At 73.2% G+C, this 17,541-nt stretch carries 17 protein-coding genes; 10 read left to right on the top strand and 7 right to left on the bottom strand.

Translation table 11 applies throughout. The annotated features are described in order from the left end of the window. Complete coding sequence (locus tag ACN27C_RS02875; protein WP_252449805.1) at positions 1-1,791, bottom strand: N-acetylglutaminylglutamine amidotransferase; 1,791 nt, start codon at positions 1,789-1,791, stop codon at positions 1-3. A gap of 205 nt (positions 1,792-1,996) precedes the next feature. Between ACN27C_RS02875 and ACN27C_RS02870 the strand changes: the two genes are divergently transcribed. Both ACN27C_RS02870 and ACN27C_RS02865 read left to right on the top strand, forming a co-directional pair. Continuing rightward, positions 1,997-2,464, top strand: a complete 468-nt coding sequence (locus tag ACN27C_RS02870) for a hypothetical protein (RefSeq protein WP_013474063.1) — start codon at positions 1,997-1,999, stop codon at positions 2,462-2,464. Next, on the top strand, positions 2,461-2,814 hold the full coding sequence (locus ACN27C_RS02865) for a hypothetical protein (protein ID WP_030271227.1): 354 nt from the start codon (positions 2,461-2,463) through the stop codon (positions 2,812-2,814). Before ACN27C_RS02870 ends, ACN27C_RS02865 begins: the two co-directional genes overlap by 4 nt. Before the next feature lie 66 nt (positions 2,815-2,880). On the opposite strand, the gene msrA is transcribed toward ACN27C_RS02865, so the two are convergent. The 4 genes from msrA to ACN27C_RS02845 all read right to left on the bottom strand — a co-directional run bounded on the left by msrA (position 2,881) and on the right by ACN27C_RS02845 (position 5,174). After that, a complete protein-coding gene (msrA, locus tag ACN27C_RS02860; RefSeq protein WP_422750372.1) occupies positions 2,881-3,540 on the bottom strand; it encodes a peptide-methionine (S)-S-oxide reductase MsrA in 660 nt (219 codons plus the stop codon). Positions 3,541-3,616: 76 nt separating this feature from the next. Then, positions 3,617-4,030, bottom strand: a complete 414-nt coding sequence (locus ACN27C_RS02855; RefSeq protein ID WP_091330180.1) for an HIT family protein — start codon at positions 4,028-4,030, stop codon at positions 3,617-3,619. A 122-nt stretch (positions 4,031-4,152) separates the two neighbouring features. Continuing rightward, positions 4,153-4,848 carry a nucleotidyl transferase AbiEii/AbiGii toxin family protein gene (locus ACN27C_RS02850; protein ID WP_422750371.1) on the bottom strand — a complete coding sequence of 232 codons (696 nt, stop codon included), beginning with the start codon at positions 4,846-4,848 and terminating at the stop codon, positions 4,153-4,155. Further along, positions 4,845-5,174 carry a hypothetical protein gene (locus ACN27C_RS02845; protein WP_422750370.1) on the bottom strand — a complete coding sequence of 110 codons (330 nt, stop codon included), beginning with the start codon at positions 5,172-5,174 and terminating at the stop codon, positions 4,845-4,847. Before ACN27C_RS02845 ends, ACN27C_RS02850 begins: the two co-directional genes overlap by 4 nt. A gap of 95 nt (positions 5,175-5,269) precedes the next feature. Between ACN27C_RS02845 and ACN27C_RS02840 the strand changes: the two genes are divergently transcribed. The 4 genes from ACN27C_RS02840 (at position 5,270) to ilvA (ending at position 10,013) form a co-directional block, all read left to right on the top strand. Then, a complete protein-coding gene (locus ACN27C_RS02840) occupies positions 5,270-6,412 on the top strand; it encodes a cystathionine gamma-synthase (protein ID WP_121684811.1) in 1,143 nt (380 codons plus the stop codon). A 16-nt stretch (positions 6,413-6,428) separates the two neighbouring features. Continuing rightward, positions 6,429-7,841 (top strand): amidase, encoded by a 1,413-nt coding sequence (locus ACN27C_RS02835; RefSeq protein WP_121684810.1) that lies wholly within the window; start codon positions 6,429-6,431, stop codon positions 7,839-7,841. Positions 7,842-7,989: 148 nt separating this feature from the next. After that, entirely contained in the window at positions 7,990-8,796 is an 807-nt protein-coding gene (locus tag ACN27C_RS02830) for a DUF4328 domain-containing protein (protein ID WP_358169543.1), read from the top strand. Continuing rightward, positions 8,793-10,013 (top strand): threonine ammonia-lyase, encoded by a 1,221-nt coding sequence (gene ilvA / locus ACN27C_RS02825; RefSeq protein WP_121684808.1) that lies wholly within the window; start codon positions 8,793-8,795, stop codon positions 10,011-10,013. Before ACN27C_RS02830 ends, ilvA begins: the two co-directional genes overlap by 4 nt. Positions 10,014-10,186: 173 nt before the next feature. On the opposite strand, the gene greA is transcribed toward ilvA, so the two are convergent. Next, positions 10,187-10,687, bottom strand: a complete 501-nt coding sequence (gene greA, locus ACN27C_RS02820; RefSeq protein WP_013284133.1) for a transcription elongation factor GreA — start codon at positions 10,685-10,687, stop codon at positions 10,187-10,189. A 145-nt stretch (positions 10,688-10,832) separates the two neighbouring features. Further along, positions 10,833-11,267 (bottom strand): DUF4307 domain-containing protein, encoded by a 435-nt coding sequence (locus ACN27C_RS02815; protein WP_121684807.1) that lies wholly within the window; start codon positions 11,265-11,267, stop codon positions 10,833-10,835. A 242-nt stretch (positions 11,268-11,509) separates the two neighbouring features. Between ACN27C_RS02815 and mca the strand changes: the two genes are divergently transcribed. The 4 genes from mca to ACN27C_RS02795 all read left to right on the top strand — a co-directional run bounded on the left by mca (position 11,510) and on the right by ACN27C_RS02795 (position 17,523). Next, the gene (gene mca / locus ACN27C_RS02810; protein ID WP_120571569.1) at positions 11,510-12,391 is read left to right on the top strand and encodes a mycothiol conjugate amidase Mca; all 882 of its coding nucleotides are present in this window, start codon (positions 11,510-11,512) and stop codon (positions 12,389-12,391) included. Between the two features lie 48 nt (positions 12,392-12,439). After that, entirely contained in the window at positions 12,440-12,724 is a 285-nt protein-coding gene (locus tag ACN27C_RS02805; RefSeq protein ID WP_120571568.1) for a hypothetical protein, read from the top strand. 216 nt (positions 12,725-12,940) lie between these two features. Continuing rightward, positions 12,941-15,436 carry a putative bifunctional diguanylate cyclase/phosphodiesterase gene (locus ACN27C_RS02800; protein ID WP_205776135.1) on the top strand — a complete coding sequence of 832 codons (2,496 nt, stop codon included), beginning with the start codon at positions 12,941-12,943 and terminating at the stop codon, positions 15,434-15,436. A gap of 50 nt (positions 15,437-15,486) precedes the next feature. After that, entirely contained in the window at positions 15,487-17,523 is a 2,037-nt protein-coding gene (locus ACN27C_RS02795) for a thioredoxin domain-containing protein (protein WP_422750369.1), read from the top strand. The last annotated feature ends 18 nt before the right edge of the window (positions 17,524-17,541 follow it).

The raw sequence follows: 17,541 nt of genomic DNA, 5'->3' as shown, positions 1-17,541 counted from the left end.
TCAGTCGATTCCGTGGCTCTGGAGCCACATTTCCAGGAGTCCCAGTTGCCACAGCTTGTTTCCGTTCAACGGGGTCAGTTCGGCATTCGGGTCGGCGAGCAGCGCGTCGACGTAGTCGGCGCGGAACAGGTCACGACGGCGGGCCTCCGGCGAGGTGAGCGCGTCGCGTACCCGGTCGAGGAGCTTGCCCTCCAGGTGGGTGAGACCGGGCACCGGGAAGTAGCCCTTGGGCCGGTCGATGACCTCGTGCGGCAGGACCCGGCGGCCGATCTCCTTGAGCACGCCCTTGCCACCCTGGGCCAGCTTCAGCTCCGGCGGGCAGCTCGCGGCCAGCTCGACGAACTCGTGGTCGAGGAACGGCACCCGGGCCTCCAGCCCGTGCGCCATGGTCATGTTGTCGACCCGCTTCACCGGGTCGTCGGTCAGCATGACCTGGGTGTCGATCCGCAGGCCCGCGTCGACGGCGGTCTGCGCCCCCGCGCGGCCCAGGTGCGCGGCCACGAACTCCCGCGCCGGGTCGCCGTCGGCCAGCCACGCCGGGTTGAGCACCCGGGCCAGTCCGGCCGCGTCGCGGTCGAAGAACGCCTTCGCGTACGTCTCGAGCGCCTGCTCCCGGTCCACCCCGGCCAGCGGCGGGTACCAGTGGTAGCCGCCCAGGATCTCGTCCGCGCCCTGGCCCGACTGCACCACCTTGACGTGCTTCGCGACCTCCTGGCTGAGCAGCCAGAACGCCACGCAGTCGTGGCTGACCATGGGCTCGCTCATGGACGCGACGGCGGCCTCCAGCGGCGGCAGCAGGTCGCCGGTGGGCACGCGGATCTGGTGGTGGTCGGTGCCGAACGTCTTCGCCACCAGGTCGGAGTAGACGAACTCGTCGCCCTCCCGGCCACCCACCGCGTCGAAGCCGATGGAGAACGTGGCCAGGCCGGACTGCGCCTGCCCCTCGCCGGCGAGCAGCGCGACCACCAGGCTGGAGTCGAGGCCGCCGGAGAGCAGCACGCCCACCGGCACGTCGGCCACCATGCGGCGGCGTACGGCGGTGGTCAGCGAGTCGAGCAGCGCGTCCTGCCAGTCCCGCTCGGACCAGCCGGCCCGCTCGGCGGCACGGCTGAACGCCGGATCCCAGTACACCCGCTCGTGGGTGGAGCCGTCCGCCTCGTACACCCGGACCGTGGCCGGGGGCAGCTTGGTGACGCCGGCCAGGATGGTGCGCGGCGGCGGCACGATGCTGTGGAAGCTCAGGTAGTGGGCGAGCGCCACCCGGTCGATGGTGGTGTCGACGCCGCCACCGGCGAGCAGCGCCGGCAGGGTCGAGGCGAACCGCACCACGCCGGGGCTCTCGGCCAGGTAGAGCGGCTTGATGCCGAGGCGGTCCCGGGCCAGCACCAGGCGGCCGGTGTCGCGCTCGCTGATCGCGACGGCGAACATGCCGATCAGGTGGTCGACGAAGTCGAGCCCCCACTCGGCGTACGCCTTGATCACGACCTCGCTGTCGCCCGACGAGAAGAACCGGTGGCCCTTGGCCTGGAGCTCGGCGCGCAGCTCTCGATAGTTGTAGATGCAGCCGTTGAAGACACCGGTGAGCCCGGCGGCGGCGTCCACGATGGGCTGGCCGCTCGCCGCGGACAGGTCGATGATCTTCAGGCGCCGGTGTCCCAGCGCGGTCGGGCCCTGCGACCAGACGCCGCTGTCGTCGGGCCCTCGGTCACTCATCGTGGCCGCCATCCGCTCCACGGCCGAGACGTCGGCGCGTGAACCGTCACGGCGGAACTCTCCCGCAAGTCCGCACATACGAGCCAATGCTGCCAGAGCTTGTTGCAGTTCGCCTGTTGAGACGATGACGAACGTGTGACAGCTTGCTACGATGCGCCGTCACGCAGGGTGGTCACCTGTCACGCCTTCGGTTCCTGCCTCGCTCCACCCGATGTCGGGATTCGACTCCCGCAAGGGTGTGAGGAATGCCGCAGCGCGCTACTTCTGAAGTAGTGTTGATGTCATGTCGATGCCCTTGGAGTCCGTGCCGTTCTCCGAGTTGCTGCGCCAGCCGACGGAAACCGCGGAGCGGCTGGCCCGTACTCGGGCACTGCGGCTACGTCGCCGCGACGCCGCCGACCTGGTGCTGATGTCCGCCGAACGGGCAGAGGCCGAGGGGGAGGTGGTCGACCTGACCGCGCGGCTGCTGGCCGGCCTGGCGCGGCGAGAGCCGGCCCTGGTCCGCGAGACGCTTCCGACCGTGCTGCCCTGGATGCGGTTCCTGCCGCAGGGGGACGCCGAGCAGATGACCGACGAGTTCATCGCCACGGCCGAGGCCGCAGCGGCCGTCGGCAGCACCGCGGCGGTGTCCCAGCTGCTCGCGGAATGGCGGCACACCGCCGAGGTTCACGCCGATCCCGATCTGCATCGGATCCTGGCCGCGCCCAGCGCCGACGACTTCGGGCCGGTCACGCGCCCGACCGACGAGTGAGCGCGAAGCGCGGCGACCGCGCCGCCCCGCCACCCCGGCCAGGTGGGTACACCCTGCGTTTCGCCACCAATGACGCGGCCAAGGGCTGGGAGGAGCTGTGCCGGCAGGCTGCGGCCAACACTCGCGGCGCGTTCGACGCGATCGAGGCGCACCCCTGCCCGTCCCCGCCGACCAGCCGCCAGCACCCCCTCAAGGGTTCCCTCGCCACCGCGGTGCACAACGGCAGGGCCCTGCCGCAGTGGCAGTACGAGGTCACCGCCGGCGGCCGCGTCTGGTACCTGGTCGACGACCAGACCCGGACCTGCTGGATCAAGCATGCCGGCACCGGCCATCCCCGAGCCACCGATTGACCGCAGTGCGTTCGGGCCCTCGTCCCTGGAGGACGAGGGCCCGAGTGGGCAGTGCTTCGGGTCTGGCTACGCGGTGCGGGCCACGCCGACCGGGCAGCTCAGCCCGTTCGGTCCGTGGTTGCAGTAGCCGTTCGGGTTCTTCGTCGGAGCCAGGTACTGCTGGTGGTAGTCCTCGGCGAAGTAGTAGTCGCCGAGCGGGGCGATCTCGGTGGTGATCTCACCCTTGCCGGCCCGCTCCACGATCGGCGCGAACGCGTCCCGCGACGCCTTGGCGGCGGAGAGCTGCTCGTCGGTCGTGGTGTAGATCGCCGAGCGGTACTGGGTGCCCACGTCGTTGCCCTGGCGCATGCCCTGGGTCGGGTCGTGGTTCTCCCAGAACACCTTGAGCAGGTCCTCGTAGGCGATCTTCGACGGGTCGTAGACCACCTGGACCACCTCGGCGTGCCCGGTCATGCCGGAGCAGACCTCCTCGTACGTCGGGTTGGTGGTGTACCCGCCCGCGTAACCGGCGGACGTGGTGATCACGCCGGGGAGGGTCCAGAACAGCCGCTCGGCGCCCCAGAAGCAGCCCATGCCGAAGACGGCGACCTGTGCGCCCTCGGGGAACGGGCCCTTCAGCGAGGACGGCAGCACCTCGTGCCGGTCGGCGATCGGCATCGCGATCGGACGGCCCGGCAGGGCCTGGTCAGGAGAGATCATTTCGGCCTTCATGCGGCGGAGGAACACGGTGGGACTCCTCTCTTGGCTTTCCCAGCGTGTGCAACAGCGTCGCCCCCCGGTTCCTTACCCGCCCACGCCGGCGTCAGGCCAGCGCCGCCGAGATCCGCCCGGCGAACTCCGTCGCCTCGGCGTCGTCGGCGTACCGCGTACGCGGCCAGAAGAAGCCGCGCAGCCCGTCGCCCTTGGTCCGGGGCACCACGTGGGTGTGCAGGTGCGGTACGGACTGGGACACCCGGTTGTTAATCGCCACGAACGTCCCACCGGATCCCAGACCGGACTCCACGGCCACGGCGATGCGCTGCACCAGCCGGAAGTAGCCGGGCAGCGCGTCGGCGGGCAGGTCGGACAGGGTTACCAGGTGGGTGCGGGGCACCACCAGCACGTGGCCCTTGAACACCGGCCGGGTGTCGAGGAACGCGACCCCGTCCGGCTCGTCGGTCACCCGGAAGGCCGGCACCTCGCCCGCCACGATCCCGCAGAACACACACCCGCTCATCCGCCCACCCTAGGCCCGGCCCGGCCGCCCCACCTCCGGGCGAGCGTGATCATGAGGCTGGCGGCGACAAATCGGACCGCCGGCACCGTCAACCTCATGATCAGCGCAAAACCGGGCGGGGGTCAGGAGCGGTCGAGGTAGGCGTCCCAGTCGTCTTCGGGGATGCCGGTGGGGCCGGTCTCGCCGTTGGCGAGGCGCGCCCGGATGTCCGCCTCCCACCGCAGCGCCCATCCGCGCAACTCGTCGACCTGCTGCTCGGTGAGCCCGTACGAACGGAAGGTCCGACCGTCCCGCTCCGTCACACCACCCAGCCGGTCGGCCAGTTCGTCCAACGAGAACCCGGCGGTGTGACGGGCGCCGAGGTGCTCCAACTCCGACCAGGTGAGCCGCTCGGAGGCCGCGCGGACGTCGATGTAGTCCCGGTGCGCAGCACGGTCGTGTAGCGCGCGGACCTTCAGCCCGACCGCGTCCTCGAAGGCCAGCACCGGGCCCAACGCCATGCGGGCCGGCGGCGCGAGTGCCTCCTTGAGCAGATCGACCTCACATGAAGAGGTGTCGTCCGAGATCAGCAGGCGAGCCATGCGCGGCGTCGACTCGATGATCCGGGCGGAGAACCCGGCCGCGGCGTAGGCGGCGGCGAGGCGATCCGCCACGGCACCGAGCGGAATCGCGGCGGCCGTGGCGAAGTCGATGTCCTGAGAGGGCCGGTCGACCAGATCGTGGGCACACATGGCGTAGCCACCGGCGAGCATCAGTCCCAGGTCGTCACCGGCGGTGAAACCGATCTCCAGCAGGCGACGGTGCAGTGCGTCCATCATCCGGCGACGAGGTCGGGCAGTTGCCGCTCCCAGAGCCGGGTCACCCGGCGCGCGGTCAAGCGCCGAATACGTGGCCAGTCCTGGCGGAGCAGCGTGGCGTCGACGTATCTGATGATGTCGTCCCGCTGGCCGCAGTCCAGCAGGAGGCAGTAGAGGGTCAGCCGCTCACCCGGGTCACCCACGTCATAGTCGCCGGGGCCGGACCAGGCGAGGCGCACGGGCAAGCTGACCCGCCCCGACCGCGGGCCGCTCAGGAGACCCAGCGAGGCCGGGATCCGGTCGGCGACGCCGTGCAGGCGGGAAGGGAGCGCCTCGGTCGTACTCACCGGACCAGTATGGCCGACCGCCCCGACACCTCCGCGGTTGTGACTCGCGCCGGGTTGCCGGGAGCGGAACCGGGCGGGGGGCTAACGTCTGCGGCATGAGCCACGGCTTCGAGACACTCGCCATCCACGCCGGTCAGGACCCGGAGGCCCGCACCGGTGCGGTGATCCCGCCGATCTACCAGACCAGCACGTACGCCCAGGACGCCGTCGGAGCGCCCCGCGAGGGCTACGAGTACAGCCGCTCCGGCAACCCGACCCGGGACGCGCTCCAGGAGTGCCTGGCCGCGCTGGAGGGCGGCCCGGTGGCGCTCGCCTTCGCCAGCGGCCTGGCCGCCGAGGACGCGCTGCTGCGGACCGTCTGCAAGCCGGGCGACCACGTGGTGATCCCGGACGACGCCTACGGCGGCACGTACCGGCTGTTCGCCAAGGTGGCCGAGCGCTGGGGCCTGGCGTACACCCCGGCGAAGGTCTCCGACCCGGACGCCGTGCGCGCCGCGATCCGCCCCGGCGCCACCCGGATCGTGTGGGTGGAGACGCCGACCAATCCGCTGCTCGGCATCGCCGACATCGCGGCACTGGCCGCTGTGGCGCACGACGCCGGCGCGCTGCTGGTGGTCGACAACACGTTCGCCTCGCCGTACCTCCAGCAGCCGATCGCGTTCGGCGCGGACGTGGTGGTGCACTCCACCACCAAGTACGTCGGCGGGCACTCCGACGTGGTCGGCGGCGCGCTCGTCGCGGCGGACCGCACGCTCGGCGAGGAGCTGCGCTACCACCAGAACGCGATGGGCGCGGTGAACGGCCCGTTCGACGCCTGGCTCACCCTGCGCGGCATCAAGACCCTCGGGGTACGGATGGACCGGCACTGCGACAACGCCGAGCGGATCGCGGCCTACCTGGACGGACACGCCAAGGTCGCCCAGGTTCTCTACCCGGGCCTGCCGTCGCACCCCGGTCACGAGGTGGCCGCCAAGCAGATGCGCCGGTTCGGCGGCATGATCTCGTTCCGCGCGGCGGGCGGCGAGGAGCACGCTGTGGAGATCTGCAACCGGGCCCGGCTGTTCGTGCTCGCCGAGTCGCTGGGCGGCGTGGAGTCCCTGATCGAGCACCCCGGCCGGATGACACACGCGAGCGCTGCGGGCTCGCCGCTTGAAGTTCCCGGCGATCTCGTGCGACTGTCTGTCGGCATCGAGACGGTCGACGACCTGCTCGCCGATCTGGAGCAGGCCCTGGGCTGACCGCTGGCTGGGGAGGGTGGCAGTGCCGGAGATCTTGCCGACGACCTGGGTCGGGACGACCGCGAAACAGATCGCCCGGGCGGTACGCCGTGGCGACGTCTCCGCCACCCAGGTCGTCGCCGACCACCTGGACCACGTCGCCCGGGTCGACGCCGAGCTGGGCGCGTTCCGCACGGTACGCGGCGGCGAGGCGATCACCGAGGCGGAGAAGGTCGACGAGCAGGAGGAACTGGCGAACCTGCCGCTGGCCGGCGTGCCGGTGGCGGTCAAGGAGAACACGCCGGTGGCCGGCCTGCCCACCTGGAACGGGTCGGCCGCCATGCGTACCGAGGTGGCGGAGGCCGACCACGAGGTGGTCCGGCGGCTGCGCGGCGCGGGCGCTGTCATCCTCGGCGTGACCCGGATGCCGGAGCTGGGCCTGTGGGCCCTCACCGACGACGACACCGCCGTCACCCGCAACCCGTGGGACCTGGCGCGTACCCCCGGCGGCTCGTCCGGCGGCGCGGCCGCCGCGGTGGCCGCCGGGCTGGTGCCGATGGCCCACGGCAACGACGGCCTCGGGTCGATCCGCATTCCGGCGGCCTGCTGCGGCCTGGTCGGGCTCAAGCCCGGCCGGGGCGTGGTGCCCTGCCAGCTCGGTGCGGACGACTGGTTCGGCCTCACCGAGCACGGCATGCTGACCAGCACCGTCGCCGACGCGGTGGTCGGCTTCTCGGTGCTGGCCGGCCGCCGGCCGGACAAGCTGGTCCCGCCGGAGCGGCTGCGGGTGGGCGTCTCGCTGCGGTCGCCGGTACGCGGCGTCTCGCCGGACGCGCCGAACCGGGACGCGGTCGCCGCCGCCGGCCGGCTGCTCGCCGCCGCCGGCCACGACACCGTGCCCGCCGACCCGGTCTACCCGACCCGGCTCGGCCTCCAGGGCATCGCCACCTGGTTCGCGGCCGCCGCCGCCGACGTGCGCGCCGCCGGGGTGGCGCCGCGCCAGCTCCAGCGACGCAGCCGCCGGCACGTCGCGCTCGGCGAGTGGGCGCAGCGCCGGGGGTACGTGCGGGAGGCCGACCGGGCCGCCTGGCGCGAACGGTCCGTGCACTTCTTCGCGGACAACTCGATCGACCTGCTGCTCACCCCGGCGCTGGCCGGGCCGCCGCCGGAGGCCGCCGGGTGGTCCGGCCGCTCCTGGCTCGCGAACATGTCGACCAACATCAGGTACGCCCCGTACGCGGCGCCGTGGAACATCGCCGGGCTCCCGTCGATCGTGGTGCCGGTGGGGCGCCGCCCGGACGGCCTGCCGGTGGGCGTGCAGTTCGTCGGCCCGCCCGGCTCCGAACTGCTGCTGCTCGGGGTGGCCGGCCAGTTCGAGATGCAGGCGCCGTGGGCCCGGCACGCACCCGGCTATCCCCGCGTCGGAACGGGGTCGCCGGCCACCGCGTGATCGTCTAGCGTGTGCGCACCCCTGTCGCGCACACCACCTCGGACGGTCCCCGATGCACTGCCAGACCTGCGGGGACCCCACGTCCCCGGCCCATGAGGAGTGCCTGCGCTGCGGCACCCGCGTCGGTCAGCCCGCCGTGAGTCCCGGCGTGCCCACGTACGGCGTGCGTGGCCTGGCCGTGGCCGGCGCGATCGCGGTCGGCGCCGCCACCCTGTGCTACCTGCTCACGGCGCTGTTCCCGCTCGTGGGTGTGCGGATGGCCCGTTCGGCCGCCGAGCAGCTCGACCGGGACGTGCTGCTCGGCGCGGTGCTGGCCGAGGTGCTGTTCTCGCTGCCCTACCTGCTCGCCCTGCTGACCGCGGGGACGCTCGTGGTGATCTGGACCTGGCGGGCCCGCAAGAACCTGGACGCGTTCCCGGGCGCGGTGCCGAACCTCAGCCCGGCGTGGGCCATCGCCGGCTGGCTGGTGCCGTTCGCCAACTTCGTCGTACCGGCCCGGGTGCTCGCCGACCTGCTCCGTAACAGCGTCTGGCGACGCCGCCAGTCCTGGCTCGTCGGGGTGTGGTGGGCGAGCTGGCTGGTGTTCCTGATCGGTGACCGGTTCGTCGCCCGGGCCGAGCAGCAGCGCTACGACCGGCTGACCGAGCTGCCCCGCAACGACGCGGAGTTCGGCACGTACGTGCGCTTCTACGAGGACGCGCTCGCGCCCCGGCTGGTGCCGGCGGTGGCCTGCCTGGTCGCCGGGATCGCGTTCGTCGTGCTGATCCGCCGGATCTCCGCCGCCCAGCAGGACCGGCTCGCGCGGGCCGTCCCCGCGTGGCCGGGACAGCCGGTCCGGCCCGGCCAGTCCGCCTGGCCCGGTCAACCGGGCTGGCCCGCGCCCGCCGCGCCGATGCCGGTCGCGCCGACGTCGCCGCAGGTTCCGCCCGCCCCGGGTGGCACGATCGGGGCATGACGGAACTGGTCGGTCTCGCCGACGTACAGGCCGCGCGGGAACTGCTCGCCGGTGTCACCCGTACCACCCCGCTGGAGCCGTCCCGGCCGCTCAGCGCCGCGCTCGACGGGCCGGTCTGGCTCAAGTGCGAGAACCTCCAGCGCGCCGGGTCGTACAAGGTGCGCGGCGCGTACGTGCGGATCTCCCGGCTCTCGGCCGAGGAGCGGGCCCGCGGCGTGGTCGCGGCGAGCGCCGGCAACCACGCCCAGGGGGTGGCGCTCGCCGCCGGGCTGGTCGGCGCGCACGCCACCGTCTTCATGCCGGTGAACGCGCCGTTGCCGAAGGTCGCCGCGACGAAGGGGTACGGCGCGCAGATCGAGCTGGTCGGCAACACGGTGGACGAGTCGCTCGTCGCGGCGCAGACCTTCGCCGAGCGGACCGGCGCGGTGTTCATCCACCCGTTCGACCACGCGGACGTCATCGCCGGGCAGGGCACCGTGGCGCTGGAGATCCTCGAACAGTGCCCGGACGTGCGCACCATCGTGACCGGGGTGGGCGGCGGCGGGCTGGTCTCGGGCATGGCGGTGGCGGCCAAGGCGCTGCGTCCCGACGTACGCGTGATCGGGGTCCAGGCGGCGAGCGCCGCCGCCTTCCCGCCCTCGCTGCGGGCCGGCGAGCCGATGCGGCTGCCCTCGTTCGCGACGATCGCCGACGGGATCGCCGTCGGCCGTCCGGGCGAGCTGACCTTCACCCACGTCCGCAAGCTCGTCGACGAGGTCGTCACGGTCTCCGAGGAGGACATCTCCCGGGCGCTGCTGATGCTGCTGGAACGCGGCAAGCAGGTCGTCGAGCCGGCCGGCGCGGTCGGCGTGGCGGCGCTGCTGGCCGGCGCGGTGGAGGTGACCGCGCCGGTCGTCGCGGTGCTGTCCGGCGGCAACATCGACCCGCTGCTCATGCTCCGGGTGATCGAGCACGGCCTGGCGGCGGCCGGCCGGTTCCTGCGGATCACCGTGCGCTGCACGGACCGGCCCGGCCAGCTCGCCTCCCTGCTCGGCGAGATCGCCGAGCACCGGGCCAACGTGGTGGACGTGGTGCACCAGCGCGCCAACCCGCACCTGCGCCTCGGCGAGGTGGAGGTGGCCCTGTCCGTGGAGACCCGCGGGGTGGAGCACTCGGACACGCTGATCAGCGCGTTGCGGGCGAGCGGCTACCAGGTGGTCTTCACCGGCGAGGGCTGAGCCCTCGGCGGAATCGCGACGCCCGAGCGGAACGGGAGCACCACAGCGGAACGCGAACGCCCCGGCCGGATGATCCGGTCGGGGCGTTCGGGTGTGCGGCTCGGGTCCGAGGAGGGCCTGTCAGCCTCGGTCGGGTTCGGGACCCGAGCCATCCGGCGCGGGTCCGGAAGGGGTCAGCCGCTGTACGGCTCGAAGGAGACGATGGTCACCTTGATATCGGCGCCGCTCGGCGCGGTGTAGGTGCAGGTCTGCCCCGCCTTGCCACCGAGGATCGCCTTGCCGAGCGCGGACTCGGGGCTGTAGACCGTGAGGTCGGTGGTGGAGGCGATCTCCCGGGAGCCGAGCAGGAAGGTCTCGCTGTCGTCGGCGTCGTCGTCGAAGTAGATCTTCACGACCATGCCCGGCGACACCGCGTCGGTGTCCGGCGCCTCACCGACCTTGGCGGTGCGCAGCAGCTCCTTGAGGTAGAGAATGCGGCCCTCGGCCTTGCCCTGCTCCTCACGGGCGGCGTGGTAGCCACCGTTCTCCCGCAGGTCGCCCTCCTCGCGACGGGCGTTGATCTCGGCGGCGATGACCGGCCGGTTGGCGATCAGCTCGTCGAGCTCGGCCTGCAGACGGTCGTAGGCGTCCTGGGACAGCCAGGTGGCGGGCGCCTCGTTTCCATTTGTGGACACAGGCGGTCTCCTCGATTGGTGCGGACTGGCTGACAGGTGAACTTGCAAGGCTACCAGTGCGGGTCGCGTCGAGGTGTGATCAATCACCCCGGGTGCCGGTGGCGGGCCGGGGTGCGGTGGCCGGCGGCTCAGCCGGCGGTCCGGCTCAGCCGGCGGGCCGGCAGCGCAGGACCTCGCCGATGAACGGCCGGGCGCTCGTGGGCACCTCCTGCCGGGTGCGGATGTGGCGCTGGCCGGGCTCCGCGGTCACGGTGGTCTCGGCGCTGCCCACCTGGGCCCCGTCGTGGGAGCGGGCCCGCAGCAGACAGGTGGCGGAGCCGCCCGGCGGCACGGTGACCCGGAAGTCGACCACCACCCGGGAGTCGGTGATGTCGGTGTAGCTGATCATCTCGCCCTGGTACTGCGGGTCGCCGTACTGGTAGTAGAGCTTCGCCGCGCCCAGCCCGAGGACGGCGAGGAGGACCGTCACCGTGAGGGCGAGCAGGAGTGGCCGGCGGCGTCCCGGCTCCCGGCGGCGGCCGTAGCGGCCCGGCGGGAAGGCCGGCGCCTCCGCGGCGACTGTGGCGTGCGTCTCGCTCACCGGCGGGTATCTCCTGGCGTTGTTGTCGGCGGCATCGGCAAGAATGGCTAGGTCCATCTTCCCAGCCCGGCGCTGAGTCAAGGATGGCAGGTCGGCCTGGACCGGCGGGCGTGGCCCTGGCCACTCCGGTGGCGGGCCCGGCCGGCCGTCACGGGGGCTTTCGCGGGCGCGGGGGGAGATTCCGGCAGGTCAGCCGGTCGGCCCGGGGGCCGGTCGGCGGGCACAGACGAGGAGCGCCGAAGGTGGCAGAACAGCTGCGTCTCATGGCGGTGCACGCCCATCCCGACGACGAGTCGAGCAAGGGCGCCGCCATGATGGCGAAATACGTCGCCGAGGGGGTGGACGTCCTGGTCGTCACCGCCACCGGTGGCGAGCGGGGCAGCGTGCTCAACCCCAAGATGGACCGCCCCGACGTCTGGGCGAACATCGGTGACATCCGGCGCGCCGAGATGGACGCCGCCCGGGCCATCCTCGGCGTCGAGCAGGCGTGGCTCGGCTTCGTCGACTCCGGGCTGCCCGAGGGCGACCCGCTGCCGCCGCTGCCGGAGGGCTGCTTCGCCCTCCAGGACGTGGACGTCGCCGCCGCGCCGCTGGTGCGCCTGATGCGGCAGTTCCGCCCGCACGTCGTCACCACGTACGACGAGGAGGGCGGCTACCCGCACCCCGACCACATCATGACCCACAAGATCACCGTGGCGGCGTTCGACGCGGCCGGTGACCCGGAGCGCCACCCCGAGCTGGGCGAGCCGTGGCAGCCGCTGAAGCTCTACTACGACGTGGGCTTCTCCCGCGCCAAGATCATGAGCCTGCACGAGGCGGTGCTCGCCGCAGGGCTCGAATCGCCGTACGGCGAGTGGATGAAGCGCTGGGACGAGCGCCCCGACAAGGGCGCCCGGATCACCACCCGGGTCGAGTGCGCCGACTACTTCCCGGTCCGCGACGACGCGCTGCGCGCGCACGCCACCCAGATCGACCCGGACGGCTTCTGGTTCCAGGTGCCGATGGAGCTGCAGAAGCGCGCCTGGCCGACGGAGGACTTCCAACTCGCCCGTTCGCTGGTCGACAGCCCGCTGCCCGAGTCCGACCTGTTCGCGGGCGTACGTGAGGCGTGCCGTGCCCACTGACCGGGCCGGGGGCTACCCTGGTGCTCAGTCGCACATCGGAGGAACACCATGCTGACCACCGTCGAGGTGCTCGCGCAGAACAACTTCGGTGACACCCGCACGGGTGGTCTGGCCGGTCCGATGGGCCTCTTCCTGATCGTCGCGCTGGCCACCGTCACCGTCCTGCTGATCCGCAACATGAACGCCCGGCTGCGCCGGCTGCCCGACCGCTTCCCGCAGCAGGGCGCCCCGGGCCGGGCCGATTCCGCAGTCGCCGATCCGACAGACGGGCTCGTCGAGCAGGATTCACCGACGAACGCGCCCAACGGCTCCCAGCAGCACCGGAACAGCTGAACACCGCGTGAATCACGTCGAAGCCGGTCGTCGCCCCCTGTTGCGACCACCGGCTTTGGCTTAGCCTTCCGCCGGGGGGACCGTCAGGCCCCGGACCCTGCGCGGAAGGGGGACGCCGATGTCGAAGACAGCACCGGCCCCCGACCATGCCCCGGCCCGACCCGTTGACGGGGCGGCCCCGTGACCACCGAGCCGGCCGACCGTTCCCCCGACCGGATCGGCCTGCGCGGGACACCGGTGGGCGTCGTCCTGCTCACCGTCGCGGTCGCGCTGACCGGTCTGCTCGCCGCTGCGCTCGGCCTCACCGTCCCGTCGCACCTGCCGGCCGGCGAGGCACTGCCCGGTCCGGCGCGCTTCGGCATCGCCGCCGCCGCGTTCGCGGTGGCCCAGCTCGCCCGGCTGCGCTTCCGCAGCGCCTCGGGCATGGTGAGCATCACCTGGGGCGAGGCCGCGCTCGTGGTCTGCCTCTGGCTGGTGCCGGCCGGCTGGCTCCCGGCCGCCGCCCTGCTTGGCGTGGGCGCCGCCTGGACCGCGATGTCGGTGGTCTCCGACCGCCGTCCCGCACTGGAACTGGTCGGTATCGCCGGTACGCTCACCGCCGCCACCGCGCTCGCCGCGGCCGTGGCCACCGCGCTCGGCCCGCCGCTGCTCGCCGCGCCGACCCCGGAGCTGGCGCTCACGCTCACCGCCGCCGCGGTCGCGTACCTGCTGACCACCGCCTTCCTGGGCGCCGTCACGCTCGCGCTGCGGCACGGCATCGCGATCGGGCCGCCGCTGCTCGCCGCGCTGCGCGGCAAGCTGCTCATGTTCGTCGGCAACGTGGCGGTCGGCCTGGTGGTCGTCGCGCTGCTCGAACTCGACGCGCGCTGGCTGCTGCTCCTGCCGCCACCGCTCTGGCTGCTCCAGCAGACCTACCGGCACCGGCTCCGCGCCGACCAGGAGCGGCGCACCTGGCGGGCGTTCGCCGAGGCCACCGCCGCGCTCAACCAGCTCGACGAGCGCGGTGTGGCGACCGCCGCGGTGACCGGCGCGCTCACCCTGTTCGGCGCGGAACTGGTCGAGGTCGACGTGGCCCGGGGCGAGGGCCGCTGGCGCCGCTACCGGGCCGACCGTGGCGGGCAGGTCCGCGACCGGGAGGTGGAGCCGTCCGCCGGCGCCGACCCGGGGGAGCACGAACTGGTGCGGCGCCTCGCGGTGGGATCGGCCGAGGTCGGGCACCTGCGGGTGCGGTTCGCCCGGTCCGCCCCGCCGAGCGCGCGGGAACGCGACGGCGTGGCGGCCTTCGGCGACGCCCTGGCCGCCGCCCTGCACGACGCCGCCACACACCGGGAGCTGCGTCTGGTCACCGCCCGTTCGTCGTACGACGCGGTGCACGACCAGCTCACCGGACTGCTCAACCGGGCGGCGCTGCTGGCCAAGGGGGACCAGGCGCTGCGGCAGCGCGCGCACGACCACCCGGTGGCCCTGCTGCTGCTCGACGTGAACCAGTTCAAAGAAGTCAACGACACGCTCGGGCACTCGGCGGGCGACCAGTTGCTGCGGCTCACCTCCAACCGTCTCGCCGCGCTGACCCGGCCGGGCGACCTGCTCGGGCGCCTCGGCGGCGACGAGTTCGCCCTGCTGCTGACCTCGGTTCCGCTGGTCGAGGACCGGACGGCCCCGCTGGCGTACGCGCTGCGCCAGGCCCGGGAGGTCGCCGAGCGCCTCGCCGCTCCGACCGAGGTGGCCGGGGTACGGATGTCCGTCGAGGTGGCGGTGGGCGTGGTGGTCGCCGACGCGGGCGCGGCCGACCTGACCGAGCTGCTGCGGCGTGCCGACATCGCCATGTACCAGGCGAAGGAGGGCGGCGGCAGCGTCGCCGCGTACGACAGTTCCCGCGACGCGGCGAGCACCGACCACCTGGCGTTGCTCGCGGAGATGCGGGAGGCCCTGGCCGCCGACGACCAGCTGGTGCTGGCGTTGCAACCGGCGGTGGACCTGGCGACCGGCGCGCCGACCGGGGTGGAGGCGCTGATCCGGTGGCGGCATCCGCGCCGGGGCTGGCTCGGCCCGGCCGACTTCATCCGCCCGGTGGAGAACAGCGAGCAGCTCGGCAGCTTCACCCGGTACGTGCTGGACAAGGCGCTGGCGGTCGCCTCCGGCTGGGCACGGGACGGCCTGGACGTCCCGATCTCGGTGAACCTGTCCGCGCGCAGCCTGCTCGACCCGCGGCTGCCCGCCGAGATCGAGGAGGCGCTGCGCCGCCACCAGGTGCCCCCGCACCGGCTGGTCCTGGAGATCACCGAGACGGTGGTGATGAGCGAGCTGGAGGTCATCGACGAGGTGCTGGCCACGCTGCGCGGCATGGGCGTGCAGCTCGCGGTGGACGACTTCGGCACCGGGTTCTCGTCGCTGACGTTCCTCACCCGGATCGCCGTGGACGAGTTGAAGGTGGACCGCTCGTTCGTGCTCCGGATGGCCGACTCACCGGAGGCGGCGGCGATCGTCCGGACCACCGTCGGGCTGGCCCACGAGCTGGGGCTGCGGGTGGTGGCCGAGGGCGTCGAGACCGCCGAGCAACGCACCGCGCTGGCCGAGCTGGGCTGCACCGCCGCCCAGGGCTACCACTTCTTCAAGCCGATGCCGGCCGACAAGATCGCCGCGGTGCTGGGGTCGCTGCGCGACGCCGCTGTCGGCAACGTCTTCCCGCTGCGCGCCGACGGCGCCTCCTGACCCCTGCCGCACCGGCGGCGTCGGAAGGCGATGGTGGATAGGGTCAGGTGGTGAACCGACTCGCCAAGGCCACCTCGCCCTATCTGCTCCAGCACGCCGACAACCCGGTCGACTGGTGGCCGTGGTGCGACGAGGCGTTCGCCGAGGCGAAGCGGCGCGACGTGCCGGTGCTGATCTCGGTCGGCTACGCGGCCTGCCACTGGTGCCACGTGATGGCCCACGAGTCGTTCGAGAACGAGGCAGTGGCCCGGCTGATGAACGACGACTTCGTCTGCGTCAAGGTCGACCGCGAGGAGCGCCCCGACGTCGACGCGGTCTACATGACCGCCACCCAGGCGATGACCGGGCAGGGCGGCTGGCCGATGACCGTCTTCGCCACGCCGGACGGCACCCCGTTCTTCTGCGGCACGTACTTCCCCCGCGCCAACTTCGTCCGCCTGCTCGGCTCGGTCGCCACCGCCTGGCGCGACCAGCGCGAGGCGGTGCTGCGGCAGGGTGCCGCCGTGGTCGAGGCGATCGGCGGCGCGCAGGCAGTCGGCGGCGTCACCGCCCCGCTCACCGCCGAACTGCTCGACGCCGCCGCCGGTCAGCTCGCCCGGGAGTACGACGAGACGAACGGCGGTTTCGGCGGCGCGCCGAAGTTCCCGCCGCATATGAACCTGCTGTTCCTGCTCCGGCACCACCAGCGCACCGGCTCGGCGCGCAGCCTGGAGATCGTCCGGCACACCTGCGAGGCGATGGCTCGCGGCGGCCTCAACGACCAGCTCGCGGGCGGCTTCGCCCGCTACTCGGTGGACGGCCACTGGACCGTGCCGCACTTCGAGAAGATGCTCTACGACAACGCGCTGCTGCTGCGGGTCTACACCCAGCTCTGGCGGCTCACCGGCGACCGGCTGGCCCGCCGGGTGGCCCGCGACACCGCCCGGTTCCTCGCCGACGAGCTGCACCGCGCCGGTGAGGGCTTCGCCTCGGCCCTCGACGCGGACACCGAGGGCGTCGAGGGGCTCACCTACGTCTGGACGCCCGACCAACTCGCCGAGGTGCTGGGGGAGGACGACGGCCGGTTCGCCGCGGACCTGTTCGGCGTCACCGCCGACGGCACGTTCGAGCACGGCACCAGCGTGCTGCGGCTGGCGCGGGACGTCGACGACGCCGACCCCGAGGTGCGGGCCCGCTGGCAGGACGTGGTGGGCCGGCTGCTGGCCGCCCGCGACACCCGCCCTCAGCCGGCCCGCGACGACAAGGTGGTGGCCGCCTGGAACGGGCTCGCGATCACCGCCATCGCGGAGTTCCAACAGGTCGCCACGCTTCTCGTGTCGCCCGACGACGAGGACGCGAACCTGATGGACGGCGTCCTCATCGTCTCCGACGGCGCGATGCGGGACGCGGCCGAGCACCTGGTCGCCGCGCACCTGGTGGACGGCCGGCTGCGCCGGGTCTCCCGGGACAAGATCGTGGGTGGGCCGGCCGGCGTGCTGGAGGACTACGGCTGCGTGGCCGAGGCGTTCTGCGCGATGCACCAGCTCACCGGCGAGGGGCGGTGGCTGAGCCTGGCCGGTGAGCTGCTCGACGTGGCGCTGGCCCGGTTCGCCGGCCCGGACGGTGCCTTCTACGACACGGCCGACGACGCCGAGCGCCTGGTCACCCGGCCCGCCGACCCGACCGACAACGCGACCCCGTCGGGCCGGTCGGCGATCGTCGCGGCCCTCGTGGCGTACGCGGCGCTGACCGGGGAGACCCGCTACCGGGAGGCGGCCGAGAAGACGCTGTCGACTGTCGCGCCGATCGTCGACCGGCACGCCCGGTTCACCGGGTACGCGGCCACCGTCGGCGAGGCGCTGCTGTCCGGGCCGTACGAGATCGCGGTGGCGACCGGTGACCCGGAGGGCGACCCGCTGGTGGCCGCGGCGCGGCGCCACGCCCCGCCCGGCGCGGTGGTGGTGGCCGGCGCCCCGGATCAGCCCGGCGTGCCGCTGCTGGCCGGGCGGCCGTTCGTCGACGGGCGGCCCGCCGCGTACGTCTGCCGGGGCTTCGTCTGCCAGCGGCCGGTGACCGGCGTCGACGAGCTGATCGCGCAGCTCGGCTGAGCGGGGCGGCCCGGGCCG

It is taken from the genome of Micromonospora sp. WMMD1219, assembly GCF_049315215.1.
Taxonomy (GTDB): domain Bacteria; phylum Actinomycetota; class Actinomycetes; order Mycobacteriales; family Micromonosporaceae; genus Micromonospora; species Micromonospora tulbaghiae.
Note: the sequence above shows the minus strand (reverse complement) of the source record. Positions and strands in the feature narration are given on the sequence as shown.